Consider the following 23,123-nt stretch of genomic DNA (forward strand, 5'->3'; position numbering starts at 1 on the left):
ACAGAAAGGGGTTAGCCAGATGACAATCCTGTCATCTGGCGGAAGGCTCAGCTATCTCGGCGAGTAGCGTGTCGGCGTGGTGCCGGTATGCTGCCGGAAAAAAGCGATGAATGCGCTGTCACTAACAAACTCAAGCCCTTGCGCGACATCGCTTAACGAGAGTCCATCGGACAGCATTTCCATGGCTTTCAGTAGCCGCCACTGCTGCCGCCAGCCCTGATAATTCATGCCGGTATCTTTGACAAAAATACGGCTTATCGTGCGCTCAGAGGCACCTGCCTGCTGGGCTAACTGACCCAATCTCGGCGGTAAATCCCCCTTATGCACCCTATCCAGCCAGTCGTTCAGGCGTGGGTCTGAGGGAAATTTTAGCGTCCAGTTTTCCTGACGCGCGCGCTGCATTTCCTCACTAAAAACGGTAATCAGGCTGGCCTGTTGCGCGGCCTCCATCCCCCAGGGCCAGAACGCCATTCGTTCAATAACCTCAAAAAAGAGCGGGTTCACCTCGACTATCTGCAGCGGCAGCATCGATAGCGGCAATGTCTTTGAAAAATAGAGAGAACGATAGACCAGCACGCCACGCATAATGGCGCGGTGAACGATGCCTGCGGGGATCCAGGCAGCCCGGCCCGGCGGCAGTAGGCACAGGGTTTGATCGAGTTCAATGGTGATGCTTCCTGCCGCCGAAAAGAGGAGTTGATGGCGCTGATGGCTGTGCCGCCCGGAATCATGCACGCCCATATCGGACGCGATGCCGACAACCGGTTCATTAAAACGATCCGGGTCGAATATATCGCTAGGGCTAATCTTCATGAGTTGTCCGATATTTGATAGATAATGTCTTTAATATGGTAATAAGACACCCGTGCGTTCGCAATAATAGGCCTCAATTTTCTGACGCACTGGATCTCATCATGAATATCACCACCCGTCCGCCCTTATGGCTGCTGACGCTGCTAATTATGTTTCCGCAACTGGTGGAAACCCTATATAGCCCGGCGCTGCCGGACATCGCCCGCGCATTTGAGGTTAGTCACGAGCGCGCCGCTCAAACGCTTTCCGTATACTTTATCGCTTTTGCGGTCGGGGTAGCGCTGTGGGGCTGGCTATGCGACCACATCGGACGTCGTCCGGCCATGATGGCCGGGCTGGTCTGTTATGGCGTGGGCGCCACAATGGCCGTTGTCGCCCATGATTTTACCCTGCTGCTACTGGCTCGTATGGTGGCGGCAATAGGAGCCGCTTCCGGCTCCGTTGTGGTGCAGACGATGCTGCGCGATAGCTATGAATCAATCGCCCTCGCCCGTGTGTTTTCGGTTATGGGAGCCGCGCTAGCGATGAGCCCGGTTATTGGGTTGGTTAGCGGCGGTTGGCTGGTCAGTCTGTATGGTCATACCGGCGTCTTTTTTGCGCTGGTATGGCTGGCGTTATTGTTGCTCATACTCACGTTCTTCGCCCTTGCGGAAACACGACCGAAAAACGTGAGCAGGCCACGGGCTGCCGAGCTTGCCTGCGGTATGGTGCGGGACGGCGCGCTCTGGAAAAACGCCATGCTTGTTGCACTGCTGAATACCATGCTGTTCAGCTACTACAGCCTGAGCCCCTTTCTTTTCGCACAATTGGGCTGGAGTTCGACGGCATTTGGCTGGACGGGATTCCTGCTGGCGATCGCTTCACTACTGGGGAGCCTGCTAAACCGGAGACTGCTCACCTCCGGCCTGACGCCAGAACGATTGGTCTATTACGCCTGCATTCTGGCGCTGCTCTCCGGTGTCGTCGCATGGGGGTTGCAACATTCCGCGTGGGTACTGATTCCGGTTGCGGGCGTGGTGGTTGCCTACGGCATCGCAATACCGAACGTGCTGAGCCAGGCGTTGCATCGCTACCGGAAGCAGGCCGGGGTTGCTGGCGCGCTGTTCGGGCTAAGCTACTATCTGCTGCTGGGGATCTTACTCGGGCTCGCCGGTATGGTGCAGCAGTTGGGGCTGGTTCTGACGGTCTGCGCGCTGATCGCCTGGCGATGCAGCACGCCCCGACGCTAAGTTGCCGAGCCCTATATGCAAGGCCCGGTCGCGCATCCGTACATCATATACAGTGGGAACAACGGGATTAATGGGATCATCGCGATGGTGCCCAGAGTGGTAATCGATTGGGTCTTATCGCTGATGGAGACCACAATCGGTTGTTCCAGCCGATACGGCGCAGACAGGTCATCAGATTCATCAGATAACACCCAGAAGCCGCTGGCTTTAAACATCACCCCAAGATGATCGTTATCAATCGGCTTCGCCTTATACTGATTCACCAGCACGGTTTGTTGCTCAGCATCCACTTTGCGCTTATCAATCACCACCAGGTACTCCGCCGTTAGCTCGTGGTTCTCGGCCACAAAGTTAACTCGTACACCGGAAGCCTGTTGATGAAAGCGATCGTAGAATGTTTTATAGCGCTGATACTCCTGCGGCATGCCCGCGCGCCCGAAACGATAGCTGTATTTTTTTGAACTGGCGATAATGCCGGTATCATCCGGTTTTATCGCCACAATGGTATCCGTTGGCGGCAAGTTTGGCGTATTGGCGCATCCCGCCAGCAGCAGAACAGCCAGCAGTGAGAGGTATTTCAGCATGTTAACCATCCCGGTTGATCATTTCTATCTCCCTGTTTACCACATCATCAACCGCTTGCCACCTCCCTGATTTTTAGACCTACGACTTTCCGTTGTCATTTTTTTGTCATTTCAGCGTCAGCACTTTGTGGGTCCCAGGCCACTACAGTAGCCATGACCCCATTGCTGAATCTGAGGATTAACCATGAAATTACGCCATCTTACCGTTCTGAGTTCCCTGATACTGGGCGCATTAAGCCCGCTCGCCGCACAGGCGGACACGCCGCAGGAAGTTAAAAATATCGTGCTGGTGCACGGCCTGTTTGCCGACGGCTCCAGTTGGGGAAAAGTGATCCCATTGCTGCAGGCAAAAGGCCTGCACGTCACGGCAGTGCAGAACCCAACGACCTCTCTGGATAATGACGTGGCGGCGGTGAAACGCGCGTTGGCGCAGCAAAATGGCCCGGTGATTCTGGTGGCGCACTCGTACGGTGGTATGGTGATAAGTCAGGCGGGCGATGAGCCGGAAGTGAAAGGACTGGTCTATATTGCCGCCAGAGCACCGGAGGCCGGGGAAGATTATCCGGCATTAACCAAACGATACCCTGCGGCGCCAGCGTCGGCGGGCCTGAAATGGAGCGACGATGGCTACGGCGCACTGAGCGAATCGGCGTTTATTCATGATTTTGCCGGTGACCTGCCGGAACGCAAAGCCAAGGCCTATTACGCCGTACAGCAACCAATCGGTAAAGCGATTACCCAGGCTAAAACTACCGTTGCCGCCTGGCAGCACAAGCCAACCTGGTATGCAGTATCCACGGAGGATCGCACTATCAACCCGGATCTGGAGCGTTTTATGGCGAAACGAATGCATGCGCAGACCATTGAGCTGAAATCCAGCCACGTCTCGCTACTCTCGCAGCCAGAAGCGGTGGCTAACCTGATAATGAAAGCGGCCCACGTGCCGGGATACTAAGGTTATACTGACAAAATTGGGGCGCTTTCCGCCCCCTTTTCTCTCCTTTTTACAGGACCCGCTGGGTGAAAATCCTCATTATTGAAGACGAAGCGAAAACCGCCGCCTATCTGGTGAACGGGCTAAATGAAGCGGGTTATACCGTGGACTGGGCTGCCAACGGTATCGACGGGCTGCATCTCGCGCGGGAAGAACGCTATGACCTGATATTGCTGGATGTCATGCTGCCAGAAATGAACGGCTGGACGGTCATGGAACGCTTACGTACCCATAGCCAGATTCCGGTGCTGTTTCTAAGCGCACGCGGGGCGCTGGAGGATCGCCTACGCGGGCTGGGCCTGGGCGCCGACGAATATCTGGTGAAGCCATTTTCCTTCGCCGAACTGCTGGCACGTATTCGTATTATTTTGCGCCGCGGCCAGCGTCAGCCAGAACCAGAAGCACGTCTCTCGCTGGCGGATTTGGTGGTGGATATCGAAAAATTTCGCTGCGAACGGGACGGCAAACTTATCACGCTCACCAACAAAGAGTTCAAGCTGCTGGTCTGCTTTCTACAGCATCCCGGCCAGGTGCTCTCACGAACGTTTCTCGCCTCCCGCGTCTGGGATATGAATTTTGACAGCGACACCAACGTGGTGGACGTCGCGGTACGCCGGCTGCGGCAAAAAGTGGACGATCCCTTTAGCGAACGGTTGATTCATACCGTGCACGGCGTGGGATATCGCTGCGAGAAAGCGCCATGAAGCGCAGGTCCCTGACTTTTCGATTAGCCGTTCTGCTGGCGGCGTTTTCCTTTGCGGCCTTAACCGTGATGGGTAGCGCACTCTACTATGGGCTGCGCCAGCAGCTCACAATACGCGACGATGCGGCGCTGGTCTCTCGCGTCGACCAGATCAGCACGCTGCTGCGGGATCTTGATGCCCGCCAGTTGATCCACGAAAAGCCCCATCTGTTTGCCAATATGCTGGGCAACACGGAGTCGTTGTTGATTATCCGCTACGTTGGCGGGTCCACGCTGCTGGAAGTCAATCCGATGCGGCGCGATATTCCGGCTGTTACCCCCGTTGCTGGCAACCAACGGCTGACGCCCGCCGCCGTGCATCATGCCAACAGCGCGGACGGCACGCCGATGGTCTATATGGCGGCAATCAGTCCGTCGGCCAACGACCAGCCGCCGCTGGAAATTCTCTCAGCCAGAGTACTGAGCGAGCGCACCCATATTCTTGAGGCGTACCGTACCAACATCATACTTTTTACCGCCATGATGGCGGCAATTTCCGTCATACTGGCGGTTATTTTCGCTCGCCGCGGGATGTTGCCGTTGCATCAACTTGCCGAACGCACCGCAAAAATCGGCACACAAACGCTCTCTTCCCGCCTCGATAAACACGGCGTACCGACCGAACTGGATGCCCTGATCGACTCGGTAAATGCGATGCTTGAAAGACTCGAGCGTGGATTCCAGCAACTTAAACAGGTCAGCGCGGATATGGCCCACGACCTGCGCACACCGATTAACACCCTACTCGGTCAGACTGAAGTGGGCCTAGGCGCGGCTCGCGATAATCACTATTACCAGCAGCTGCTGGGGTCAAACTTCGAAGAGCTACAGCGCATGTCGCGGATGATCGACAATATGCTGTTCCTCGCCCAGGCGGAGCAGCCTGACCGGGCCATCCAGCGCCACAAGATAAACGTCACCGAAGAGATTCAGCGCCTGAGTGACTATTTTGAGGATCTGGCCGCCGATCGTGGCATCTCCTTCCACGCCCAGGCCAGCGGAACGGTGTACGCCGATGCCCAGCTGCTGCGCCGCGCGCTGGCAAACCTGCTGTCTAACGCGGTGCGTTACGCAGAGCCGCAAAGCGTGATTACGATAGCGGTCGCCGCCGAAGCAGACGGCATGGCCATCCGGGTGATAAACCGAGGGGAAACCATCTCGCGCGCTCATCAGGATAAACTGTTCGATCGTTTTTATCGGGCCGATCCTGCACGCCACGATTCGGCGCACTCCAGCGGTCTGGGTCTCTCTATCGTGCGTTCGATAATGCAGTTACATCAGGGGCGATGCTGGGTAGAAAGCGAGGGTGGTATCACCTGTTTCGGGCTGTGGTTCCCCGATAAACATTTAACTATTTGATTTTAAACTATTTCGTTGTTTTATCGTGCGCTACGTGAATTCTGCTAATTTAGCAGTATCGTTGTGCGTCAGAATCCACGCAAAACCGCCTGAAAAATGAGCAGCATTTCAACCGCTCAACGCGAGTCATTGCCGGAGGTTCCGCTTTCTTGTAACCTTCCCCCCGCTCACTCTTTTTCACTCAATGTTTAACGGACCCCGCATGACAGCACATATTTCAAAAGATCCTTTGCACGGCGTCACTCTGGAAATGCAGGTCAATGCGCTGGTGGCGCGTTATGGGTGGGATCAATTGAGCAAGCTGATTAACATCAACTGTTTTAAGAATGAGCCGAGCGTAAAATCGAACCTCAAGTTTCTGCGCCGTACGCCGTGGGCGCGCGCAGAAGTAGAAGCCCTCTACCTCGACTCACTGTCAGGTGATGTGGATATCGCGCCGGAAGAACCGGCGTTCAACCCGTGGGGAACCGGTCGTTCTAAGGGTTAACTCGCACCAGCGGTTTGCCGCTGAACTGACGGTGACGGAGCTGGTCCAGTAGCTCCGGCAGCTTATCGAACCCGGTAGCCACCGTCTCTTCTGCCACCAGACGACCAGCGGCGAGATCGGCCATTATCTTCTCACCCGCAGCGGTGAGCTGCTGCCAGGCTTCATCATCGCCATACCAGTGCAGCGCGCCGAGCGCCACTTCATGCATCGACAGGGTTCTACCGAACGGCGCGCAGGGCCACTCGCTTAACCGCCCCTGAATCGCAATGATATGACCGTTGGCCTTCAGCGCTGGCGTCAGGCGAGCGGCGTGATCTTCATTCACGCTGTCAATCACCACATAGAACGACGCGGCATCTGCCTCTGGCCAGGATTGCCCTGCGGCTAATGGCCCGGCAATACAGCGCTGTGCGCCCATTGCCTGCAAACGCTGCCAGTGGCGCTGGTTGCACATCGCGGTCACCGCAAATCCTCTCGCCGCCGCAAACTGAACAAGATAATGCCCCACCGCGCCGCCGGCGCCGCTAATCAGCAGCGGCGCATTAGGGATGACGGGCAGCTTTTCGATAGCCAGCCAGGCGGTCAGCGCCGGGCATGGGATACTCGCCGCAGTGTCAAAACTCACCGCATCCGGAACGCGCATCAGGGCGCGGGCGGCAACCGGGGTGTGTTCCGCGTAGCTACCGGGTTTCGCCAGGCTTTGATGATATGCCACCCGCTGGCCAAGCCAGCTGCTATCAACCCCTTCCCCTAGCGCGACCACCGTGCCCGCACCGTCAACGCCTGGGACATGGTCCTTCTCCCAGTCAATTAGCCCCGGCCCCAGCACTTTCCAGTCAACCGGGTTCAGTCCGATAACCGTATTTCGTACCAGCACTTCGCCGGTAGCCAATGACGGTACGGCGATGCTTTTCAGCTCAAGCGCATCCGGTTCGGCGCTGCCTTGCCAGGTCCAGGCAAGATGTGAATGTTCAGACATAGGGCTTCCTTACTTTTTTCTGGATGAATATCCATCAACGATAAGAAATTCGTAGAAATAAGGCAAATGACATATCAGGATGATCGTTATCATTTCGTGTGATATCAGCGCTGCTAATTGATTGACTTCATCTTAAATAGTACGAGAATGTCCTCACTCGATTTAACCCGAATAACGGCACCTATGATTCTCAGTTCTTTTAGTTTATTCCGTATGTCGAAAACAAAAAAAGCCGCCGCGCTGATTGCCGCTGCGTTATTTCTGGTCAGCTGTGACTCAAAGACTCCCGTTAAGTCGCCTTCTAACGTCAATACTGGCAAAACCCAGCAGAGTAATGAACCGATGCGTGGTGTCTGGCTCACTACGGTATCTCGCCTCGACTGGCCACCGATTAGCTCCATCAATGCCAGCAGCAGCATGCAGCGCGTGATTCAGCAGCAGGCCGCAATGCGCGAGAAGCTCGATAAGCTGAAAAGCCTTGGTATTAATACCGTTTTCTTCCAGGTTAAGCCTGATGGTACGGCACTCTGGCAGTCCAACATTTTGCCGTGGTCTGAAACGCTGACCGGCACTATCGGCCAATATCCAGGCTACGACCCGCTGCAGTTTATGCTGGATGAAGCACACAAACGCGGCATGAAGGTACACGCGTGGTTTAACCCGTATCGTGTTTCTACTAACATCAAACCATCCACCGTGACGGCATTAAATAATACGCTGTCGATGACACCGCCGAGCGTTTACGTTCTGCATCGCGACTGGATCCGCACCGCGAGCGACCGCTTCGTACTCGACCCGGGCATCCCGGAAGTTCGCGACTGGATAACGAGCATCGTGGCTGAAGTGGTCTCCCGCTATCCGGTTGACGGCGTGCAGTTTGACGACTATTTCTATACCGAAACTCCCGCTTCAGCGCTCAATGACAACGCGACCTACCGCCAATACGGCCAGGGCTTTGCATCGAAAGCCGACTGGCGTCGTAACAATACGCAGCAACTGATTGCCCAGGTTTCTCGCACCATTAAACAGCTCAATCCAAAGGTCGAGTTTGGCGTGAGCCCGGCGGGCGTCTGGCGTAACCGTTCGCACGATCCGGCCGGTTCCGATACGCGCGGCGCGGCGGCGTACGATGAATCTTATGCCGATACTCGCCAGTGGGTGCAGCAGGGTCTGCTCGACTATATTGCCCCGCAGCTTTACTGGCCGTTTGCCCGCGATGCCGCGCGCTACGATGTGCTGGCAAAATGGTGGGCCGACGTGGTGAAACCAACCAATACCCGTCTTTATATCGGTATCGCGCTGTATAAAGTAGGCGAACCGTCGAAGAATGAGCCAGACTGGACGGTTCAGGGCGGCGTGCCGGAGCTTAAAAAGCAGATTGATATGAACGAGTCCGCGGCAAATATCGATGGCACAATCTTGTTCCGCGAAGGCTACCTCGAACAGCCGCAAACTCAGCAGGCGGTTGATTATTTAAAAAGCCGCTGGGGTAATTAATCATCAGCAGGAACCGACGGGCGATCGCCGGTTCCTTTAATATTAATGGTAATAAGTTAAGATGGTGTGAATGGGTGTTATTAACCATCTTGTAGTTTCCTGAAAACACCAAAAAACAGTTGCGAGGTTTATCCGGCTGCCAGTAGTATCGAACAAAAGGCATTAGCATCGCCTCAAATAATAATAAATCAATTCCACCTCGTTTATTCTTTCCGCTTAGGTTACCCCAATAACTCCCCATTAACGTTCGCGTTATTCTCGAAATATATGAGTACTATGACTAAAGAAACAGCTATATCTCGTCCCCAATGGACGAAAAAAGATACCATCTGGATGATGGGTGTTTATGGCGCTACTGTTGGTGCAGGCACGCTTTTCCTACCGGTGGAAATTGGTACCCGCGGCCCGCTCGTCTTTATTCTGCTACTCCTTCTTGGATTCCCGCTATCGTTAGTGCCGCACGTGCTGATTTGCCGCGTCTTTATGCGCGACCAGCAGGGGCATGACGGCGAGGATCGGACGCTGCCGCTGTTTGGATCGTTCTTCGGGCCAAAGGGCCGTCAGGCGATGAAGCTGTTTTTCTGCGTGGCGCACTATCCGGTGACGCTGGTGTACGCCGTGTCGCTGGTGAACGCCCTCAGCCACTTCCTGACCGAGCGCTTGCACATTGCCGGTATTAACCGCGCGACGCTGACGCTGGTGGTGCTGTTGATCCTCCATCTGGTGCTGAGCAAGGGTCGCGACCGGGTTGTCAGTACCATGAGCGCGCTGGCGCTGCCGTTTGCGATTGCCATTATCGTTATCGCCGCCTCGCAGATCCCGGCATGGGACATCAACAACGTGACGCACGCCTGGCAGCAGACCCACGCCTCAACGGTTGGCAGTTCGCTGAAAGATTTGTGGCTGACGCTGCCGCTTATCGCCTTTTCCCTCTGCTCTGCTCCGCTGATTCCTGCGCTAGCCTCCTGGTATCGTGAACCGGGTAACGGTGGTGAGGAGCAGTCGGTACGGGTTATCCGTCGCGCTTACGGGCTGATTTTCTTCAGTATTATCTTCTTCGTACTGAGCTGCATTTTAAGCACGCCACGCGAAACCTTTGAGATGGCGAAAGATCAGAACCTGAACGTGCTGTCGGTGATTGGCGGCAACGGCGGGATGAGCGCACTGCTCTATCTGGCGCCGTTTATTGCGATTCTGGGGATGACGAAATCCTTTTTAGGCATTTCGATGCCGGTAGCCGAAACCTTTAACGTCCTGGCGACCGATCTGTTTAAGATTAAACGAACCAGCCATATTAAGCGGATTAAATTAATCACGTCGGTGGTGATGTTTATTGTGACATCGGCGGTGGTTTATATTAACCCTGACGTCATTAATATGATTGAAACCCTCTGCGGGCCGTTAATTGCGATCTTCCTGTTCGTGATACCAACCTGGCTGATTTTCACCCGTCCTGCACTGAAAGCCATGCGCGGATTTATCGCCGTGATGGTGATGGCGAGCGGCGTATTAACCGTTTCGGCGCTGCTGTATGCAATGTTTTGATTGAGATAAGTGAGGGGCGGTGCAAACTGCCCCTCACCCCAACCTCGCCCCTTTGGGGCGAAGGAATGAATGGTCAGAGTGGCTTTTTTAATAGACTGATATTATCGCGAATCTGCCGCTGAATCTGACCCAGCGTCTCTTCGGTAATCCGACCTGGATATAGCGACCTTGCGGTATCGGCAAACGCGTTACCCACCGCGCTAAACGCCTCTATTTTTTCGTCAATCTGTGCCAGCGTAAGCTCGGCCTCCTGTTCACCCAGCGCCACCATATGCTGGCGTTCAATATCCAACGCTTCCCCCATCACGTCCATCTGATGATAGCCACCCGGCCCATCGTTGTAGGTGACGTCAAAAGCGGGAGCCAGCGACCATTGGCCGTTTGCCGCCATCAGATAGGCGAAGTTCTTTGGGTGATCGTCGCGGTTATTAAAGATGACGTTAAACAATACGCGTTCAAAGGCACGAGCCTTCTCCCGCACATCGTTGGTGCACAGATGAGTGGCGCGCAGGAAGTTCACGTAGTCCAGCGACCCGGCAACCTGATAGTTTGCGCCGGTAAAAGCGGCAAGGCTTTGCATTGGCACACGCATACCGTCCTGGCGGTCAAAGCGCTTGCTGGCAAAAGCGGCCTGCCCACCTGGCAGCGCGAAATAAGCGATGTCCGGCGCGGCGATACCGCACTGACGAAGGCACTCGCCGTAGACGGCTTCAATGGCACACACTTCAGGGTGCTCTTGCTGCGCCGGGAATTTCACCAGCCAGCTTTCAAGTTCGGGTTCGGCGACCGTCGTGAACTGCCCCGTTTGTGGGTGGCGATACAGCAGCACCTTCGGCCTTGCGCCCTGAGGCGAGCCGCCCATTTGTAGCAGCTTTTGCAGGAACTGGCCGCCTTCACCTCTCAGCACCGCCTGAACTTCCTGTGCCAGCTGTGCAAGCGGCACATTATCTTTCGCAGCTAGCGGGTCATCAGTCTGGAGAGGATGAAAGGTCATCGCCCCCATCGCGGCGTTGCCAATATAGGTCAGACGTTCCAGCGGCCCAATGCGCGCGGCGTTGAGTCCCCGGCGTTTGAATAGGCGATCCATCAGCAGCATCCCCCAACCGTCGGGTAGCGCGTCGTAAACCGGACCCGGCAGGCCAAGCTGGTGGGCAGGGAAATCCCGACGCAAGCGCGGGCCATTAAGCGGCAGCGTCAGGTGCGCTAGCTCCAGCCCTTTGCGTACGGCGTCTTCGCTATATTCAAAGGCAATCATTGGCCGCCCGGTCAGCGCAGTTGAGGAAACCAACCGACCCCATAGCCAACGCTCTCCCCAACCTTCGTAATAGATGTCGACCTGATTAGGCATCGTCGTGCTTCCTCTTTACCCGGTGGCGCGTGGCGCTTTTTTCATAGCGCAGGATATCGTCCAGGCTCTCAATCTTTGGCTTAAACAGCGTTTCCAGTTCGCCGGCGAAGCCCAGTACCATCGCCACCCTGACCAGGCTATCAAAATTGACGTTACGCCCTGCTTCCAGGTTAGAGACCGTGTTAACGCCAACACCGGCGCGCGCTGCGAGGTCAGCCTGGGTCATTTGCTGTGAAAGCCGCTCCTGGCGCAGTCGGCCGCAGAGCAGTTTGACAATTTCTGCTGGTTTGCTAAGTGATAAATCCATCATAGGGTGGCTTATCCAGAATAATTCAGGTTAATACACAATATTATAGAATTAAGCAGTAAAAATAGAAAGGTTGTGTAACACACAAAATATAGGATTTAACGAATGAATAGCGAGATAAGAGACAATATAATGGAATTAACTTAAAAACACGCCGCCAGAAGGCGACGTGCCAGAGCCATTAGCGATAGACGTACATGCCACCTTCGGCACCACGGCTGAATAACACCTGCCAGAGCTCGATATCACGTGCGCGGAACGCCCCGGCGCAGGCGCACAGATAGTAGTTGAACATGCGGCGGAAACGCGGCGTGTAGTTGGACGACAGTCCCGGCCATGCCTGGTTAAAACGCTGGTGCCACGCCATCAGGGTTTTATCGTAATCGCTGCCAAAGTTATGCCAGTCTTCCATAATCAGGCGTGACTCGCTGACGCTGGCAATCTGGCGAATCGACGGCAGGCAGCCGTTCGGGAAGATATATTTGTTGATCCATGGGTCGACGCTGAGCCCGGTCTGATTACTGCCGATGGTGTGCAGTAAAAACAGCCCGTCGGGTTTAAGACAGCGATCAACGACGCTGAAGTAGGTATCATAGTTTTTCGGCCCAACGTGCTCAAACATCCCGACCGACACAATACGGTCGTAGCCAGTGTTAAGGTCACGATAGTCCTGCAGCAGGATGTTCACATCCAGCCCTTCGCAGCGCTGCTGCGCTAACTTTTGCTGTTCGCGAGAAATGGTAACGCCGTCCACGCTGACACCGTAGTTCCGCGCAGCATAAGCCGCTAACCCGCCCCAGCCGCAGCCGATATCCAGCAGGCGCATACCAGGTTTAAGCTGCAGTTTTTCGCAGATCATTTTCAGCTTGGCGTTTTGCGCCTCATCCAGCGTCTGTGCGTCACGCCAGTAGCCGCAGGAGTACTGCATATGTGGGTCGAGCATCAGTGCAAAGAGATCGTTGCCAATATCGTAGTGTTCTTTGCCAACAATCCATGAACGGCTGCGTGACTGAAGATTAAACAGACGCGCGCTGACAACGCGTAGAATATCCCTCAGGTTGCCGGGCACCTGTTTATCCAGCTTTGCTTTCAGGATTTTGCAGAACAGAATATCCAGGCGTTCGCAGTCCCACCACCCTTCCATATAGCTTTCGCCCAGACCCAGCGAACCCTGCTGAAATACACGCTTAAAAAAGTCAGCGTGATGAACCTGAATATCCCATGGCCGGGCACCATTGATTTTAATATCGGCCTGACTGAGCAGGTCATTCCCCATCCGCGACCAATTATCGTTCAATTCATCAATGCTAATTACGTCTGAGCAAACCGTGGCCATGTTTCTTATCCATAAATGAGTCAATATGCTGTGCAGAAGATTATTATGGATAAGCTGATGGTATGTATTATGATGTGAGGACAATATTTATCGAACAGATGCCATAATGATGGACGATCGCACCCCTTTCACGCTTCAGCAGGCTAAACAGTGGTTTTCATCGCAAGATGACTCGATGAAAGAGCTGCCGCAGTCGGTCTATTTTCGTTCGTATGTGCTGGAAGCCAGCAACCATGTTGCCGAACATAGCCACGCCTTTGCCCAGTTTCATTTTGCGCGCAAAGGCAGTATGCGGATTGATGTTGCGGGTAAATGTTGGGTCATCCCCGCGCATTATGGTATCTGGATCCCACATAACACCGTGCATGCGGTGTGGGCGCTGGATGACGTACATCTGGAAAACCTGGATATTGACCCCGACTTTTTACCTGCGCCCATCAGTGATTGTAAAGTGGTCGCCATCAGCGATTTTGTGCGAGAGTTTATCCACTACGCCACCACCACCACGCCAGAACGTTATGATATTGCAGGCAAAGAAGGCCAGTTAGTCAGCGTGCTGCTGGATGTGATTCTGAAACTGCCGGAAGTAGAGTTAATGCTGCCGTGGCCGCACGACGCGGCGCTGATCAAAGTCTGCAGGACGATTCAGGAGTCGCCGGGCCTTGAACACGCGATGGAGGATTGGGCTCACCACCTTGGGATGTCGGCCCGCACCTTTTCCCGCCATTTTAAGAAAGAGACCGGCATGCCGTTTAGCGCATGGAAACAGAAAATGCGTATTCTGGAGTCGGTCATTCATCTGAAGCAAAATAAGAATGTAACGGCCGTTGCGCTGGAGGTGGGATATTCCAGCACAGCCGCCTTTAGCTACGCTTTCCGCCAGGCATTCGGCGTGCCCCCATCCAGCTATTAATGGATGGTCTTATTCCTGGGGTTATATTTATAGATAAAGGCAATCGAACGGCCGGTCAGATGCTGTATTTCTTTAATGCTATGGCCCTGCGCCAACAGTTGTTGAATCTTAACTTTATCGCGCTCTACATCCTGCTTTCGGCTATCCCGACTGACCGCTACCGGCGTATTAATTTGCAGCTGTAGATGGCAGGCGCTTATTTTGTCCCACGCCAAACGACACTGCTCCTTCGTAGCATCAAAATGCGTCGATATCTCCTGCCAGATGCGCAGAGCGCGGCGATAAAAACCCTTAGATTCGTTGCATTGAGCAAGCATAATGAGAGCGTTGACTTCTGCGGTCATAATCAAAAACCCACAAGTGAATGAGTGGAACGCGAGTGCGCTGTGGCTTAATGCATTTGTATGATAAATACATTATCCACACCCTGTCTACGCCTTTACCGGCCGAATTTCATACTCATTTTTCATGATAACTATGCCCGGATGGCATTAATGCGTTTTAAATTGGCCCAATCACATCGAAAGTTGGCTTTTAGCCAGCGGCGTGGGAATATCACAACGCGCATACTGTGATTATCGAAACAGAGCACGAGGATGCCACCATGAACATTACCCAGATTCGCAACGCCACCCAGCTGATTACCTACGCCGGAAAACGCTTTTTAATCGACCCGATGCTGGCGCCAAAAGATGCTTATCCTGGCTTCCCCGGCACGGCGCGCGCAGAGGTGCGTAACCCGATGGTCGACCTGCCGTGCCGCCCTGAAGAGCTGCTGGATGTCGATGCGATTATCGTCACCCATACCCACCCAGACCATTGGGATGAAACGGCGGCGAAAATTATTCCCAAATCAATGCTGATTTATGTGCAGAACGCTAGCGATGAAGCGCTGCTCCGCTCCCAGGGATTTACGCAGCTACAGCAGTTGTCCGCAACCAGCCGCTTCGGCGATATCGCGTTGATCAAAACCGATGGGCAGCACGGCTCTGATGCACTCTATGCGATTCCAGAACTGGCCGAACGACTGGGTGAAGCCTGTGGCGTCATTTTCCAGCATCCGGCGGAGAAAACGCTCTACCTGATCGGTGACTCCATCTGGATTGACGGCGTGGCGAATAACCTGCGCCATTACCAGCCAGGCGTGGTGATGATGAACACCGGCTGGGCGCACGTGCTGGGCTTCGGTCCGATTATCTTTGGTCTGGAAGATGTGTTGAAAGCGCATCAGATTGTGCCTGAGGCACAGATCGTGGGCACCCATATGGAAGCTATCAATCACTGCTTAGTCACCCGCAGTGCACTGCTGGCCTATGCTGAAGATAACCAGATACTCGACTATGTTAATGCACCTAAAGATGGTGACACTGTCACGTTTTAACGGAGAATAGCCCTATGTCCACCACCTCGGTTGCGATCGTGGCCAGCGAAGGATTCAGCACCTTTCACTTTTCCGTACCGCTGATCCTGTTCGGTAATAGCGTGAGCGAAACACCGCGTTTCACGCGTTATATTTGTGCCGAAACGCCGGGGCTGGTGTGGTCAAAGGAAGGCACCGCCGTGCAGGCTGATAGCGATTTTTCCGTGCTCGCCGGGTGCGATATCGTCATCGTCCCCTTCTGGCGACACGTGGATGAAAAACCATCACCAGCGCTGCTTGAAGCGCTGATTCGCGCTCGCCAAAACGGCGCAACCTTGGTGGGATTGTGTCTCGGCACCTTTGCGCTCGCCTATGCGGGTTTGCTCGATAATCGCCGTGCCGTCACGCACTGGGAATTTGAGAAAGCGTTTGAGCGACTATTTCCCCGTGCCCGACTTGATGTTAACGTCCTCTATACCGATGACGACGGTATCATCACCTCTGCCGGTACCGCCGCGGCGCTGGACTGCTGTCTGTATGTTATTCGCCAGCGTTTTGGCGCGCGCGTCGCTAACCAAATCGCCCGCCGAATGGTCACGCCGCCCTACCGTGAAGGCGGCCAGGCGCAGTTCATTGAGCAGGTGGTGCCGCACCGTACCGGCGATACGCGGATTAATCAGCTGCTGACGTATTTGCAGGATAATCTCCATCAGGCGCATCAAATTGATGTGCTGGCAGAACGGGCTGCCATGAGTCGTCGAACCCTGACCCGCCATTTTCAGAAAGCGACCGGTATGTCGATTGGTGAATGGATAACCACTGAGCGTCTGCGCCGCAGCCAGACGCTGCTGGAGAGCAGCACGCTTTCGATTGAACAGGTGGCGGAACGTTCCGGTTTTCAATCATCCATCACCTTTCGGCAGACGTTCCGCGAGAAACTGGGCGTCAGCCCGGTAGAGTGGCGCAAAACCTTTCAGGGGATGGCGAGCGAGCGCTAGCGAAAATGTTATCCACAGAAACGGTGCACAACCTTGTGGGTAATTAGCCTAAAAGCCGTTGATTATCTGAAGATTCATCCGCTGCTTAAGGGCGCAGCAGTGGTCTGCGCCCGAACAGGAGTGCATCATCGAGGGATTAGCGGCCTACCAGTTGAAGGCGCGAACCAGCGATAAATCCCAGGCTGTTGCGAAGAGTGAAATGAACACAATGATGTTCACGGCAGTTTCGATTCTTTTTTCCATTTTGATTCTCCTTATGTCGGTGCAACCATTAAACATGGAAAACCTTAATGATTTATTCTGCTCGTTTACCTTAAAGCGTAACAGAATAGCGGACGAAATCGTCGGCTGCGACAAACTCATCATAAAGCTTACGCGCCGGATTATGAATACGCGTATGCCAGTAGAAGCGTGACCATCCCTGCTCTTTCGCCTCGTTTAGCACAAATTGCATGAGCGAACGGGCCACCCCTTTGCCACGGAAGGCCGGATCCACGAACAGGTCTTCGAGGTAACAGATGGGCGTTAATACCCAAGTGCCTTCATGAAGCACGCAGATAGCAAAACCGGCCAGGTGGCCATCAACGCAAGCGACCCGGCAAAACATGGATGATTGCGGGTCCAGAATACGCTGCCAGGTATGTTCGGTAACGTTATCCGGCGGGTTGCTGCCATAGAATTCGTTATAGCCCTTCCATAGCGTAAGCCACTGCGCTTTATCTTCTGCCTGTATGGCACGAAATGTCACGGTCACGATACCCTCTCTTAGCTCAGCTGATAGTACTTATCGACGGTGATCCGGGCGGGTATCTGCGACTCATCATTCATCTGCAGCAAATCTATCTCGATAGCGTTACAGATAGCGTCCAGCGGTAAGTCATTATTTTCCATACCGAAGGGTTCTTCAAGCTCTTCTGCCAGGGTATCCAGTGAGATAAAGGTGTACGAAATCAGCACCGAAATAAACGGCGTCATGTAGTGCAGGTCAACGACCAGCGCAAACGGCAACATGATGCAGAACAGGTAGACAGTACGGTGCAAAATCAGCGAATAGGCAAACGGCACCGGGGTATTGGCGATACGCTCGCAACCGGCCAGTACGATAGACATGTCGTTCAGACGAATATTCAGGCTGTGGAACAGAATATCGGACAGCGCGCCTGAACGGCGGCGCTCTGCGAGCCAATCGCCCATGATAAGCAGAATACGGTTTGCTGGTGACTGCGCAGCTAATACCTGCGTCAGATGCGCTTCGCAGAGGTACTTAGCCAGCACCGCGCGCGTCGGCTGGCGGCGTAACGTCAGGCGCAGACAGTGTGCAAAAGCAATCTGTAGGCGGACAAACTCCCCTACATGTGGGTCGTCATGCAGCGTATTTTTCACTTCGCGCAGCAGCGAACGTGAGGCAATCATCAGTTGGCCCCAGAGCTGTCGCGCTTCGACGTAGCGGGCATAGCAGGCGTTATTGCGAAAACCGAGGAATATCGCGATGGCCACGCCCAGAATGCTGAACGGTGCGACGGTGAGCTTAAAACCTAACGAGGAGTACCACGGCAGGATGAGGATCACCACTATCGAGAGCAGGAAATTGAGCAGTAAGCGAGAGTAGATTTTCGGCAGTACAGAGCCGTGCCAGACGAAAATACGTGCCAGCCAGTGCTGGTGTGGACGAACGATCATGAGTTTTTCAATCAGGTTAATAAGTTGTGTATTAAACGTGATCTCGGTCATGTATTCAAGCAGTACTGGCGGTGTAATGGTATGCTTACGGGCCCCATTTTGTGCTGTTTAGCCTTGTTGGCACGGGGTTCAGGTGTGGATATATAAAAGGCATTTAATGTATGTTGTAACTAATTAGGTGCTTGAGTGAAAATACGGTGCGACTCCGGAGTCGGCTTTACCTCGTCCGGGCTACATTTGTAAAAAACCCGGCCGGAGCCGGGTTAGTTAGATGCCTGTATGGGGTCAATTAGCAGAGCGGTTGTACCGCTTTACGCATGCCTTTAGCCAGAATGGCGTCGAGATCTGCGGAAACCTGTTCGACCAATCCATCAACTTGTGTAAGATCTTGTTCCCAGTGTTCGCTCACGGACAGTACGGCTTTCACCAGATCGGTGGTGCTAATCTGCTGGTCGCGATGCTGAGCCCACAGCTGCTGGTAGCGATCAATCCAGTGCGCGTCGTCCTGCACCGGGTACGCTTCGCCGTTACGCTCTGCGCGATAGAAGGCAATCAGCGCCGCCAGCGCAAAAGTCAGACGTGCAGGCAGTTTACCGCTCGCCTTCTGCCCTGCCAGCAGCTGCGGCAGGATACGGGTGCGGAACTTGGTCATGCCGTTCAGCGCGATGGAAAGCAGCTGGTGTTTGATGTACGGGTTACGGAAACGACCGGTCACCGCGCTGGCGAAGGATTCCAGTTCGTCTTTTGGCAGATCCAGTACCGGGATGATCTCTTCGTAGATAGCTTTTTCAACGAACGCGCAGATTTCTGCATCGTTCATCGCTTCGCCCACGGTATCAATCCCCGCCTGGAATGCCACTGGAACCAGCGCCGTGTGTGCGCCGTTCAGGATAGCGACTTTACGTTCTTTATACGGTTTGATGTCGTCAACGATCAGCACGTTCAGCGCCAGTTTGTCCAGACGCAGTTCGCTAGCCAGTGATTTAGGCCCCTGAATAACAAACAGATAGAAGTGCTCTGCGGTATCGAGGAAACCGTCTTTATAGCCCAGCTCCGCTTCCAGCTTAGCGGCTTCATCACGCGGGTAACCGGTGACGATACGGTCCACCAGCGTAGAGCAGAAGGCGTTAGATTCATTCAGCCAGGTCATGAATTCAGCCGGCAGCGCCCATTCCTGTGCGTAGCGAACCACCAGCTCGTGCAGCGCTTCACCGTTGTAGTCGATCAGTTCACAAGGAATGATCACCCAGCCTTTATCCGCCGCACCGTTGAAATGAGTGAAGCGTTCGAACAGCAGACGCGTCAGCTTAGCCGGGTAGCTTACCGCTGGCGCATCATCAAATTTGTCACCCGCATGGTAGCTGATGCCCGCTTCGGTGGTGTTGGAGAACACGAAGCGCATGTCCGGGTTGTGAGCCAGCTTCAGGTATTCCGCGTAGTCGGCGTAGGCGCTGATTTCACGGTTAACGGAGCGGATCAGGCGTGCGTCACTGACGGCTTCGCCCTTCTCATTCAGACCACGAATAATTGTAGTATAGAGGCCATCCTGAGTGCTCAGGGACGGCGGGAAATCGCTCGCGATAGGACGAACGATGACCACACCGGAATTCAGGTCGGTATGTTCGTTCAACAGGTCAATCTGCCAGTCAACGAAGGCACGCAGGAAGTTGCCTTCACCGAACTGGATAATGCGTTCAGGGTAGTGGGCACCGGGGAAATCATGGCGGTTCAGTGTTTTCACAATGGGTTCCTTTCTGGATTAGTCATACAACCTGCTCAATTGGTCTAATAACTTATCAGATTTTCCGCTTATGAAACCGTGTTTTGATCAAAAGTGAGAGAATAAATAGTGAATCTATAAAAATTTGTAAAATAAGGAGGTTGCCGTCAGTTCGCCATCTGGCATATAGGCATAACGCGGCAGTTCACCCGCTTTCTGCCAACCGCAGCGCGCATAGAAGGTCTCCGCCCCGCTACCGGTGGCGGTATCCAGCACCAGAACGTTTTTCTGTGCATCAACGGCAATCTCTTCCAGACGCTGCATCAACGCACGAGCAATACCGCCACGACGCGCGCACTCATGCACCAGCAGCTTCGAGACATCAGCGCGATGCGGCTGGTTCTCCGGCTGGTCGATAACTAATTGCACCGTCCCGACAATCTTGTGGTCGCTATCTTTCGCCACCAGCACCACGCGTTCCGCACGAGCAACACTCGCCGCCGTTTTCTGCCAGAACGCCCGCGCGGTTTCCATGTTAAAAGGCAGCATAAAGCTCACCGACGCACCGCCGTTAACGCAGTTGCTAAGCACATCGGAAAGCGGTTCGAGGTGCGCAAGAATGTCAGCCTCAGAAAAGGTATGCAGAGTAAAAGGTGCGGTCATGTTTATTCTCCTTGTTAGTGTGCTACACACTATCACGCTAACAATTTGATAACACAACAGCCTTAATCATTGGATTTTCTTATGCCGCTAATGGGCGAAGATCTGATTTTTTCCGCGACGTTTCGCTTCGTAGAGGGCGCTATCCGCCGCCTGCAGCCAGTCGGAAACTTCGTGCATGTCCGGTAAGGCATCGGCAATACCAATGCTCAGAGTCAGCGTCTGATGATGATCCGGTCGGTCCGTTACCACCGCCGTGGCATCCATAATACGCTGGGCAATACCGCGCCCCTCTTCTAGTGTGGTATCCGGCAGCAGGATCACAAACTCGTCGCCCCCAAGCCTTGCCGGCGTATCGGTACCGCGCGTTGCCATCTGCAGTATCTGCGAGACGGTTTTCAGCATCACGTCCCCGACCTTATGCCCGTGACGATCGTTTATCTCTTTGAAGTTGTCGAGATCAATAAACATCAGCAGCGAGTGGCCATAGTTCTGCTTCAACCGGACAAGCTCCCAGGCGATACGCTGTTCAAGCAGACGGCGGTTAGCGATATCAAGCAGCGGATCCAGCATTGCGATACGTTCCAGCTCCTGGCTTTTCAGCCGCAGCTTCACCGCAATACTGTCGGTCAACAGACTCAGGGCCAGCACGTAGAGAGAAATCAGCGGCAGCGTTGCCAGCATGGTCTGCTGCGTCACCTCGCCATAAAACGGCATCCCGGTCAGCACCCAAGTGCCAGCGAAAACGGAAAGCATCATCACCGCCGCTTTACGCATCAACGGGATCCCCCCGGCAGAGAGACGATCCGCCAGCAGGATCGTGGCAATCGTCACCGATGGCAGCGGGTTCAGTGCCATCAAGGCAATCCAGAATCCCCCGGCCCCGGCATCAAATAGCAGGTTCTGGTATTCAGCATCGCGGGGTATAGGCGCACGGACGGCGCGCAGATAGGCAACCGTTGGCCAGATAAACGCATTGCACGCCAGCAGCAGTTCAAAATAGACCGGCTGATGACGTTCAATAAGCACTGACACTATCGGCAGGAAGCAAAGAAAGGTTCCGAGCATCCGCATCAGATACATACGTCTGACAAACCGGGTTCCCGTTACCCCTTTATTCGTAATTAGTTTGTCAAATCCGTTCATAACGCAATTTATTCCGATACGTCGCCCGGCCTATCATATTGGACGTACGAAGTCACATCAACCTATCAAAATCGATAGCTTTTCAGAATAAACTGATAGGTGTTAGCCGCCTCGCGGGTTCATTTGCAGTACCAGCCAGTGGTGGATAACGCGGACAACATAGTTTTGCTGCTCAGCGCTGAGCGCCTGCCCCTGAGGAATATGATGCCATTTCTCCAGGCAGCCGCGACAACAGGTCGCCGTCGCGTGCTGAGCGATAAACACCGGATGCCCTCGCATCGGCGTCTGCTTACCGTCATTCTTCGGCCACGCCGGAGCCAGCCTGCCCGCAACAAAATCAGCGGCATGCTGGTCAATCGTCGGCGCACCTTTGTCATAACAGTACTGCCGTTCTTTTACGCCCAGATGAAAGCGGCTGCGAAACGGTGAACGTTGCAGTCGCACAAACAGGCTTTCTAACGCGTCCATCAGTAAACCGAGCGTCCTATTTGTTGAGTCAGTTTTTCCAGCACGGCGACACCCGCCAGCGAGTTACCCGCCTCATCCAGCTCCGGGCTCCAGACGGCGATCGCCATCTCGTGCGGCACAATCGCCACCACGCCGCCGCCAACGCCAGATTTCGCCGGCAGACCCACGCGCCAGGCAAATTCCCCGGCGTTTTGATACATGCCACTGGTTGCCATCAGCGCATTCACCTGACGCGCCTGCATCGGGGAGATAACCGGCGTGTCGAGATGAATCGCCTTCCCCTGATTGGCCAGGAACAGAAAGGTATGGGCCAGCTCAATACAGTTCATCTCCAGCGCACAGTAATGGAAATAGTTCTGCAGTACCGTCGTGACATCGTGATGGAAGTTACCGAAGGATTTCATCAGCCAGGCAATCGCCGCATTACGCGCCGAATGTTCAAACTCAGAGCGCGCCACCTGCGCATCGTAACCAATACTGGAGACACCGCTAAGCTTGCGTACAATTTCGAGCATCCGCTGACGCGGGGCGCTGAGTCGCCCCTGCAGCATATCGCAGACCACCAGCGCACCGGCGTTAATAAACGGGTTGCGCGGAATGCCCTGCTCGATTTCAAGCTGCAAAAGGGAATTGAAGGGTTGGCCGGAAGGATCTTTTCCGACGCGAGACCAGATCTCCTCAGCCTGATAGTGGTTCATCGCCACCACCAGACTCAGGACTTTCGAAATCGACTGGATGGAGAAACGTTCAGTGGCATCGCCCGCGCTATAGTGCTGCCCGTCGACGGTGCTGATAGCAATCCCCAGTTTATTGCCGCTGACGCAGGCCAGTGCCGGAATATAATCCGCCACCTTCCCCTGCCCAATCAGCGGCCTGACATCATCAAGTATGGATGTCAGCATGGCATTATTGATAACCGTAGCCACTTACACTCCTTGCCCACAGGCTATTTTCGGCC

Annotated in this window: 24 protein-coding genes; 10 read left to right on the plus strand and 14 right to left on the minus strand. The window is 54.3% G+C overall.

All coding sequences use genetic code 11. The annotated features are described in order from the left end of the window. Positions 1-51: 51 nt before the first annotated feature. Positions 52-813, minus strand: coding sequence for an AraC family transcriptional regulator (locus tag AB2B48_RS06085; protein WP_368301124.1), 762 nt, complete (start codon positions 811-813; stop codon positions 52-54). 101 nt (positions 814-914) lie between these two features. Here AB2B48_RS06085 and AB2B48_RS06090 point away from each other — a divergent pair, with 101 nt between their 5' ends. After that, on the plus strand, positions 915-2,042 hold the full coding sequence (locus AB2B48_RS06090; RefSeq protein WP_368301125.1) for a multidrug effflux MFS transporter: 1,128 nt from the start codon (positions 915-917) through the stop codon (positions 2,040-2,042). An 11-nt stretch (positions 2,043-2,053) separates the two neighbouring features. Here AB2B48_RS06090 and AB2B48_RS06095 read toward each other — a convergent pair whose 3' ends face one another. Further along, complete coding sequence (locus AB2B48_RS06095; RefSeq protein WP_185669011.1) at positions 2,054-2,626, minus strand: hypothetical protein; 573 nt, start codon at positions 2,624-2,626, stop codon at positions 2,054-2,056. Between the two features lie 184 nt (positions 2,627-2,810). On the opposite strand from AB2B48_RS06095, the gene AB2B48_RS06100 reads away from it, so the two are divergent. The 4 genes from AB2B48_RS06100 (at position 2,811) to AB2B48_RS06115 (ending at position 6,208) form a co-directional block, all read left to right on the plus strand. Beyond that, positions 2,811-3,581: an alpha/beta fold hydrolase gene (locus AB2B48_RS06100; RefSeq protein ID WP_368301126.1), complete on the plus strand. Its 771-nt coding sequence runs from the start codon at positions 2,811-2,813 to the stop codon at positions 3,579-3,581. Positions 3,582-3,646: 65 nt separating this feature from the next. Next, a complete protein-coding gene (locus AB2B48_RS06105; protein ID WP_185669013.1) occupies positions 3,647-4,324 on the plus strand; it encodes a heavy metal response regulator transcription factor in 678 nt (225 codons plus the stop codon). Next, the gene (locus AB2B48_RS06110) at positions 4,321-5,721 is read left to right on the plus strand and encodes a heavy metal sensor histidine kinase (RefSeq protein WP_368301128.1); all 1,401 of its coding nucleotides are present in this window, start codon (positions 4,321-4,323) and stop codon (positions 5,719-5,721) included. The genes AB2B48_RS06105 and AB2B48_RS06110 overlap by 4 nt, the downstream gene beginning before the upstream one ends. A 202-nt stretch (positions 5,722-5,923) precedes the next feature. Beyond that, on the plus strand, positions 5,924-6,208 hold the full coding sequence (locus tag AB2B48_RS06115; RefSeq protein ID WP_368301130.1) for a VF530 family DNA-binding protein: 285 nt from the start codon (positions 5,924-5,926) through the stop codon (positions 6,206-6,208). Here AB2B48_RS06115 and AB2B48_RS06120 read toward each other — a convergent pair. Beyond that, the gene (locus AB2B48_RS06120) at positions 6,198-7,187 is read right to left on the minus strand and encodes a zinc-binding dehydrogenase (protein ID WP_368301131.1); all 990 of its coding nucleotides are present in this window, start codon (positions 7,185-7,187) and stop codon (positions 6,198-6,200) included. The two genes, AB2B48_RS06115 and AB2B48_RS06120, sit on opposite strands and share 11 nt — an antisense overlap. 213 nt (positions 7,188-7,400) lie before the next feature. On the opposite strand from AB2B48_RS06120, the gene AB2B48_RS06125 reads away from it, so the two are divergent. Then, a complete protein-coding gene (locus AB2B48_RS06125; RefSeq protein WP_368301133.1) occupies positions 7,401-8,684 on the plus strand; it encodes a glycoside hydrolase family 10 protein in 1,284 nt (427 codons plus the stop codon). A 333-nt stretch (positions 8,685-9,017) separates the two neighbouring features. After that, positions 9,018-10,229 carry an AAA family ATPase gene (locus AB2B48_RS06130; RefSeq protein WP_368301921.1) on the plus strand — a complete coding sequence of 404 codons (1,212 nt, stop codon included), beginning with the start codon at positions 9,018-9,020 and terminating at the stop codon, positions 10,227-10,229. Between the two features lie 73 nt (positions 10,230-10,302). On the opposite strand, the gene AB2B48_RS06135 is transcribed toward AB2B48_RS06130, so the two are convergent. From AB2B48_RS06135 to cfa, 3 genes are all read right to left on the minus strand, one after another. Next, complete coding sequence (locus AB2B48_RS06135) at positions 10,303-11,577, minus strand: type II toxin-antitoxin system HipA family toxin (RefSeq protein WP_368301135.1); 1,275 nt, start codon at positions 11,575-11,577, stop codon at positions 10,303-10,305. Further along, positions 11,570-11,884: a helix-turn-helix domain-containing protein gene (locus AB2B48_RS06140; RefSeq protein ID WP_185669095.1), complete on the minus strand. Its 315-nt coding sequence runs from the start codon at positions 11,882-11,884 to the stop codon at positions 11,570-11,572. The genes AB2B48_RS06135 and AB2B48_RS06140 overlap by 8 nt, the downstream gene beginning before the upstream one ends. A gap of 181 nt (positions 11,885-12,065) precedes the next feature. After that, the gene (gene cfa / locus AB2B48_RS06145; protein WP_220440171.1) at positions 12,066-13,220 is read right to left on the minus strand and encodes a cyclopropane fatty acyl phospholipid synthase; all 1,155 of its coding nucleotides are present in this window, start codon (positions 13,218-13,220) and stop codon (positions 12,066-12,068) included. Between the two features lie 106 nt (positions 13,221-13,326). On the opposite strand from cfa, the gene AB2B48_RS06150 reads away from it, so the two are divergent. Beyond that, the gene (locus AB2B48_RS06150) at positions 13,327-14,133 is read left to right on the plus strand and encodes a helix-turn-helix domain-containing protein (protein ID WP_223883240.1); all 807 of its coding nucleotides are present in this window, start codon (positions 13,327-13,329) and stop codon (positions 14,131-14,133) included. Here the strand turns inward: AB2B48_RS06150 and AB2B48_RS06155 are convergent. Next, positions 14,130-14,477 (minus strand): PerC family transcriptional regulator, encoded by a 348-nt coding sequence (locus AB2B48_RS06155; protein WP_185669021.1) that lies wholly within the window; start codon positions 14,475-14,477, stop codon positions 14,130-14,132. The genes AB2B48_RS06150 and AB2B48_RS06155 overlap by 4 nt on opposite strands. Positions 14,478-14,737: 260 nt before the next feature. On the opposite strand from AB2B48_RS06155, the gene AB2B48_RS06160 reads away from it, so the two are divergent. Together AB2B48_RS06160 and AB2B48_RS06165 are read left to right on the plus strand one after the other, a co-directional pair. After that, the gene (locus tag AB2B48_RS06160; protein WP_368301136.1) at positions 14,738-15,514 is read left to right on the plus strand and encodes an MBL fold metallo-hydrolase; all 777 of its coding nucleotides are present in this window, start codon (positions 14,738-14,740) and stop codon (positions 15,512-15,514) included. Between the two features lie 14 nt (positions 15,515-15,528). Next, entirely contained in the window at positions 15,529-16,491 is a 963-nt protein-coding gene (locus AB2B48_RS06165) for a GlxA family transcriptional regulator (protein WP_333010703.1), read from the plus strand. Between the two features lie 313 nt (positions 16,492-16,804). Here the strand turns inward: AB2B48_RS06165 and AB2B48_RS06170 are convergent, their stop codons facing one another. From AB2B48_RS06170 to glsB, 7 genes are all read right to left on the minus strand, one after another. Continuing rightward, entirely contained in the window at positions 16,805-17,245 is a 441-nt protein-coding gene (locus AB2B48_RS06170) for a GNAT family N-acetyltransferase (protein ID WP_368301138.1), read from the minus strand. A gap of 11 nt (positions 17,246-17,256) precedes the next feature. Further along, complete coding sequence (locus AB2B48_RS06175) at positions 17,257-18,171, minus strand: bestrophin family protein (RefSeq protein ID WP_185669097.1); 915 nt, start codon at positions 18,169-18,171, stop codon at positions 17,257-17,259. 289 nt (positions 18,172-18,460) lie between these two features. Then, positions 18,461-19,912 carry a tagaturonate reductase gene (locus AB2B48_RS06180; RefSeq protein WP_368301140.1) on the minus strand — a complete coding sequence of 484 codons (1,452 nt, stop codon included), beginning with the start codon at positions 19,910-19,912 and terminating at the stop codon, positions 18,461-18,463. A 114-nt stretch (positions 19,913-20,026) separates the two neighbouring features. Continuing rightward, positions 20,027-20,554 carry a GNAT family N-acetyltransferase gene (locus tag AB2B48_RS06185; protein WP_368301142.1) on the minus strand — a complete coding sequence of 176 codons (528 nt, stop codon included), beginning with the start codon at positions 20,552-20,554 and terminating at the stop codon, positions 20,027-20,029. 87 nt (positions 20,555-20,641) lie between these two features. Beyond that, entirely contained in the window at positions 20,642-21,634 is a 993-nt protein-coding gene (locus tag AB2B48_RS06190) for a sensor domain-containing diguanylate cyclase (protein WP_185669026.1), read from the minus strand. A gap of 165 nt (positions 21,635-21,799) precedes the next feature. Next, positions 21,800-22,165, minus strand: coding sequence for a DUF4186 domain-containing protein (locus AB2B48_RS06195; protein ID WP_220440167.1), 366 nt, complete (start codon positions 22,163-22,165; stop codon positions 21,800-21,802). Continuing rightward, positions 22,165-23,091 carry a glutaminase B gene (gene glsB / locus AB2B48_RS06200; protein ID WP_368301144.1) on the minus strand — a complete coding sequence of 309 codons (927 nt, stop codon included), beginning with the start codon at positions 23,089-23,091 and terminating at the stop codon, positions 22,165-22,167. Before glsB ends, AB2B48_RS06195 begins: the two co-directional genes overlap by 1 nt. Positions 23,092-23,123 lie beyond the last annotated feature (32 nt).

The sequence above is a fragment of the Kluyvera sichuanensis genome, from assembly GCF_040930405.1.
GTDB lineage: Bacteria > Pseudomonadota > Gammaproteobacteria > Enterobacterales > Enterobacteriaceae > Kluyvera > Kluyvera sichuanensis.

Excerpts from the sequence above, each read along its gene's own strand:
- AB2B48_RS06085 (WP_368301124.1), bottom strand. The coding sequence starts at position 813 with ATGAAGATTAGCCCTAGCGATATATTCGACCCGGATCGTTTTAATGAA.
- AB2B48_RS06090 (WP_368301125.1), top strand. The coding sequence starts at position 915 with ATGAATATCACCACCCGTCCGCCCTTATGGCTGCTGACGCTGCTAATT.
- AB2B48_RS06095 (WP_185669011.1), bottom strand. The coding sequence starts at position 2,626 with ATGCTGAAATACCTCTCACTGCTGGCTGTTCTGCTGCTGGCGGGATGC.
- AB2B48_RS06100 (WP_368301126.1), top strand. The coding sequence starts at position 2,811 with ATGAAATTACGCCATCTTACCGTTCTGAGTTCCCTGATACTGGGCGCA.
- AB2B48_RS06110 (WP_368301128.1), top strand. The coding sequence starts at position 4,321 with ATGAAGCGCAGGTCCCTGACTTTTCGATTAGCCGTTCTGCTGGCGGCG.
- AB2B48_RS06115 (WP_368301130.1), top strand. The coding sequence starts at position 5,924 with ATGACAGCACATATTTCAAAAGATCCTTTGCACGGCGTCACTCTGGAA.
- AB2B48_RS06120 (WP_368301131.1), bottom strand. The coding sequence starts at position 7,187 with ATGTCTGAACATTCACATCTTGCCTGGACCTGGCAAGGCAGCGCCGAA.
- AB2B48_RS06125 (WP_368301133.1), top strand. The coding sequence starts at position 7,401 with ATGTCGAAAACAAAAAAAGCCGCCGCGCTGATTGCCGCTGCGTTATTT.
- AB2B48_RS06130 (WP_368301921.1), top strand. The coding sequence starts at position 9,018 with ATGATGGGTGTTTATGGCGCTACTGTTGGTGCAGGCACGCTTTTCCTA.
- AB2B48_RS06135 (WP_368301135.1), bottom strand. The coding sequence starts at position 11,577 with ATGCCTAATCAGGTCGACATCTATTACGAAGGTTGGGGAGAGCGTTGG.
- AB2B48_RS06140 (WP_185669095.1), bottom strand. The coding sequence starts at position 11,884 with ATGGATTTATCACTTAGCAAACCAGCAGAAATTGTCAAACTGCTCTGC.
- cfa (WP_220440171.1), bottom strand. The coding sequence starts at position 13,220 with ATGGCCACGGTTTGCTCAGACGTAATTAGCATTGATGAATTGAACGAT.
- AB2B48_RS06150 (WP_223883240.1), top strand. The coding sequence starts at position 13,327 with ATGATGGACGATCGCACCCCTTTCACGCTTCAGCAGGCTAAACAGTGG.
- AB2B48_RS06155 (WP_185669021.1), bottom strand. The coding sequence starts at position 14,477 with ATGACCGCAGAAGTCAACGCTCTCATTATGCTTGCTCAATGCAACGAA.
- AB2B48_RS06160 (WP_368301136.1), top strand. The coding sequence starts at position 14,738 with ATGAACATTACCCAGATTCGCAACGCCACCCAGCTGATTACCTACGCC.
- AB2B48_RS06165 (WP_333010703.1), top strand. The coding sequence starts at position 15,529 with ATGTCCACCACCTCGGTTGCGATCGTGGCCAGCGAAGGATTCAGCACC.
- AB2B48_RS06175 (WP_185669097.1), bottom strand. The coding sequence starts at position 18,171 with ATGATCGTTCGTCCACACCAGCACTGGCTGGCACGTATTTTCGTCTGG.
- AB2B48_RS06185 (WP_368301142.1), bottom strand. The coding sequence starts at position 20,554 with ATGACCGCACCTTTTACTCTGCATACCTTTTCTGAGGCTGACATTCTT.
- AB2B48_RS06190 (WP_185669026.1), bottom strand. The coding sequence starts at position 21,634 with ATGTATCTGATGCGGATGCTCGGAACCTTTCTTTGCTTCCTGCCGATA.
- AB2B48_RS06195 (WP_220440167.1), bottom strand. The coding sequence starts at position 22,165 with ATGGACGCGTTAGAAAGCCTGTTTGTGCGACTGCAACGTTCACCGTTT.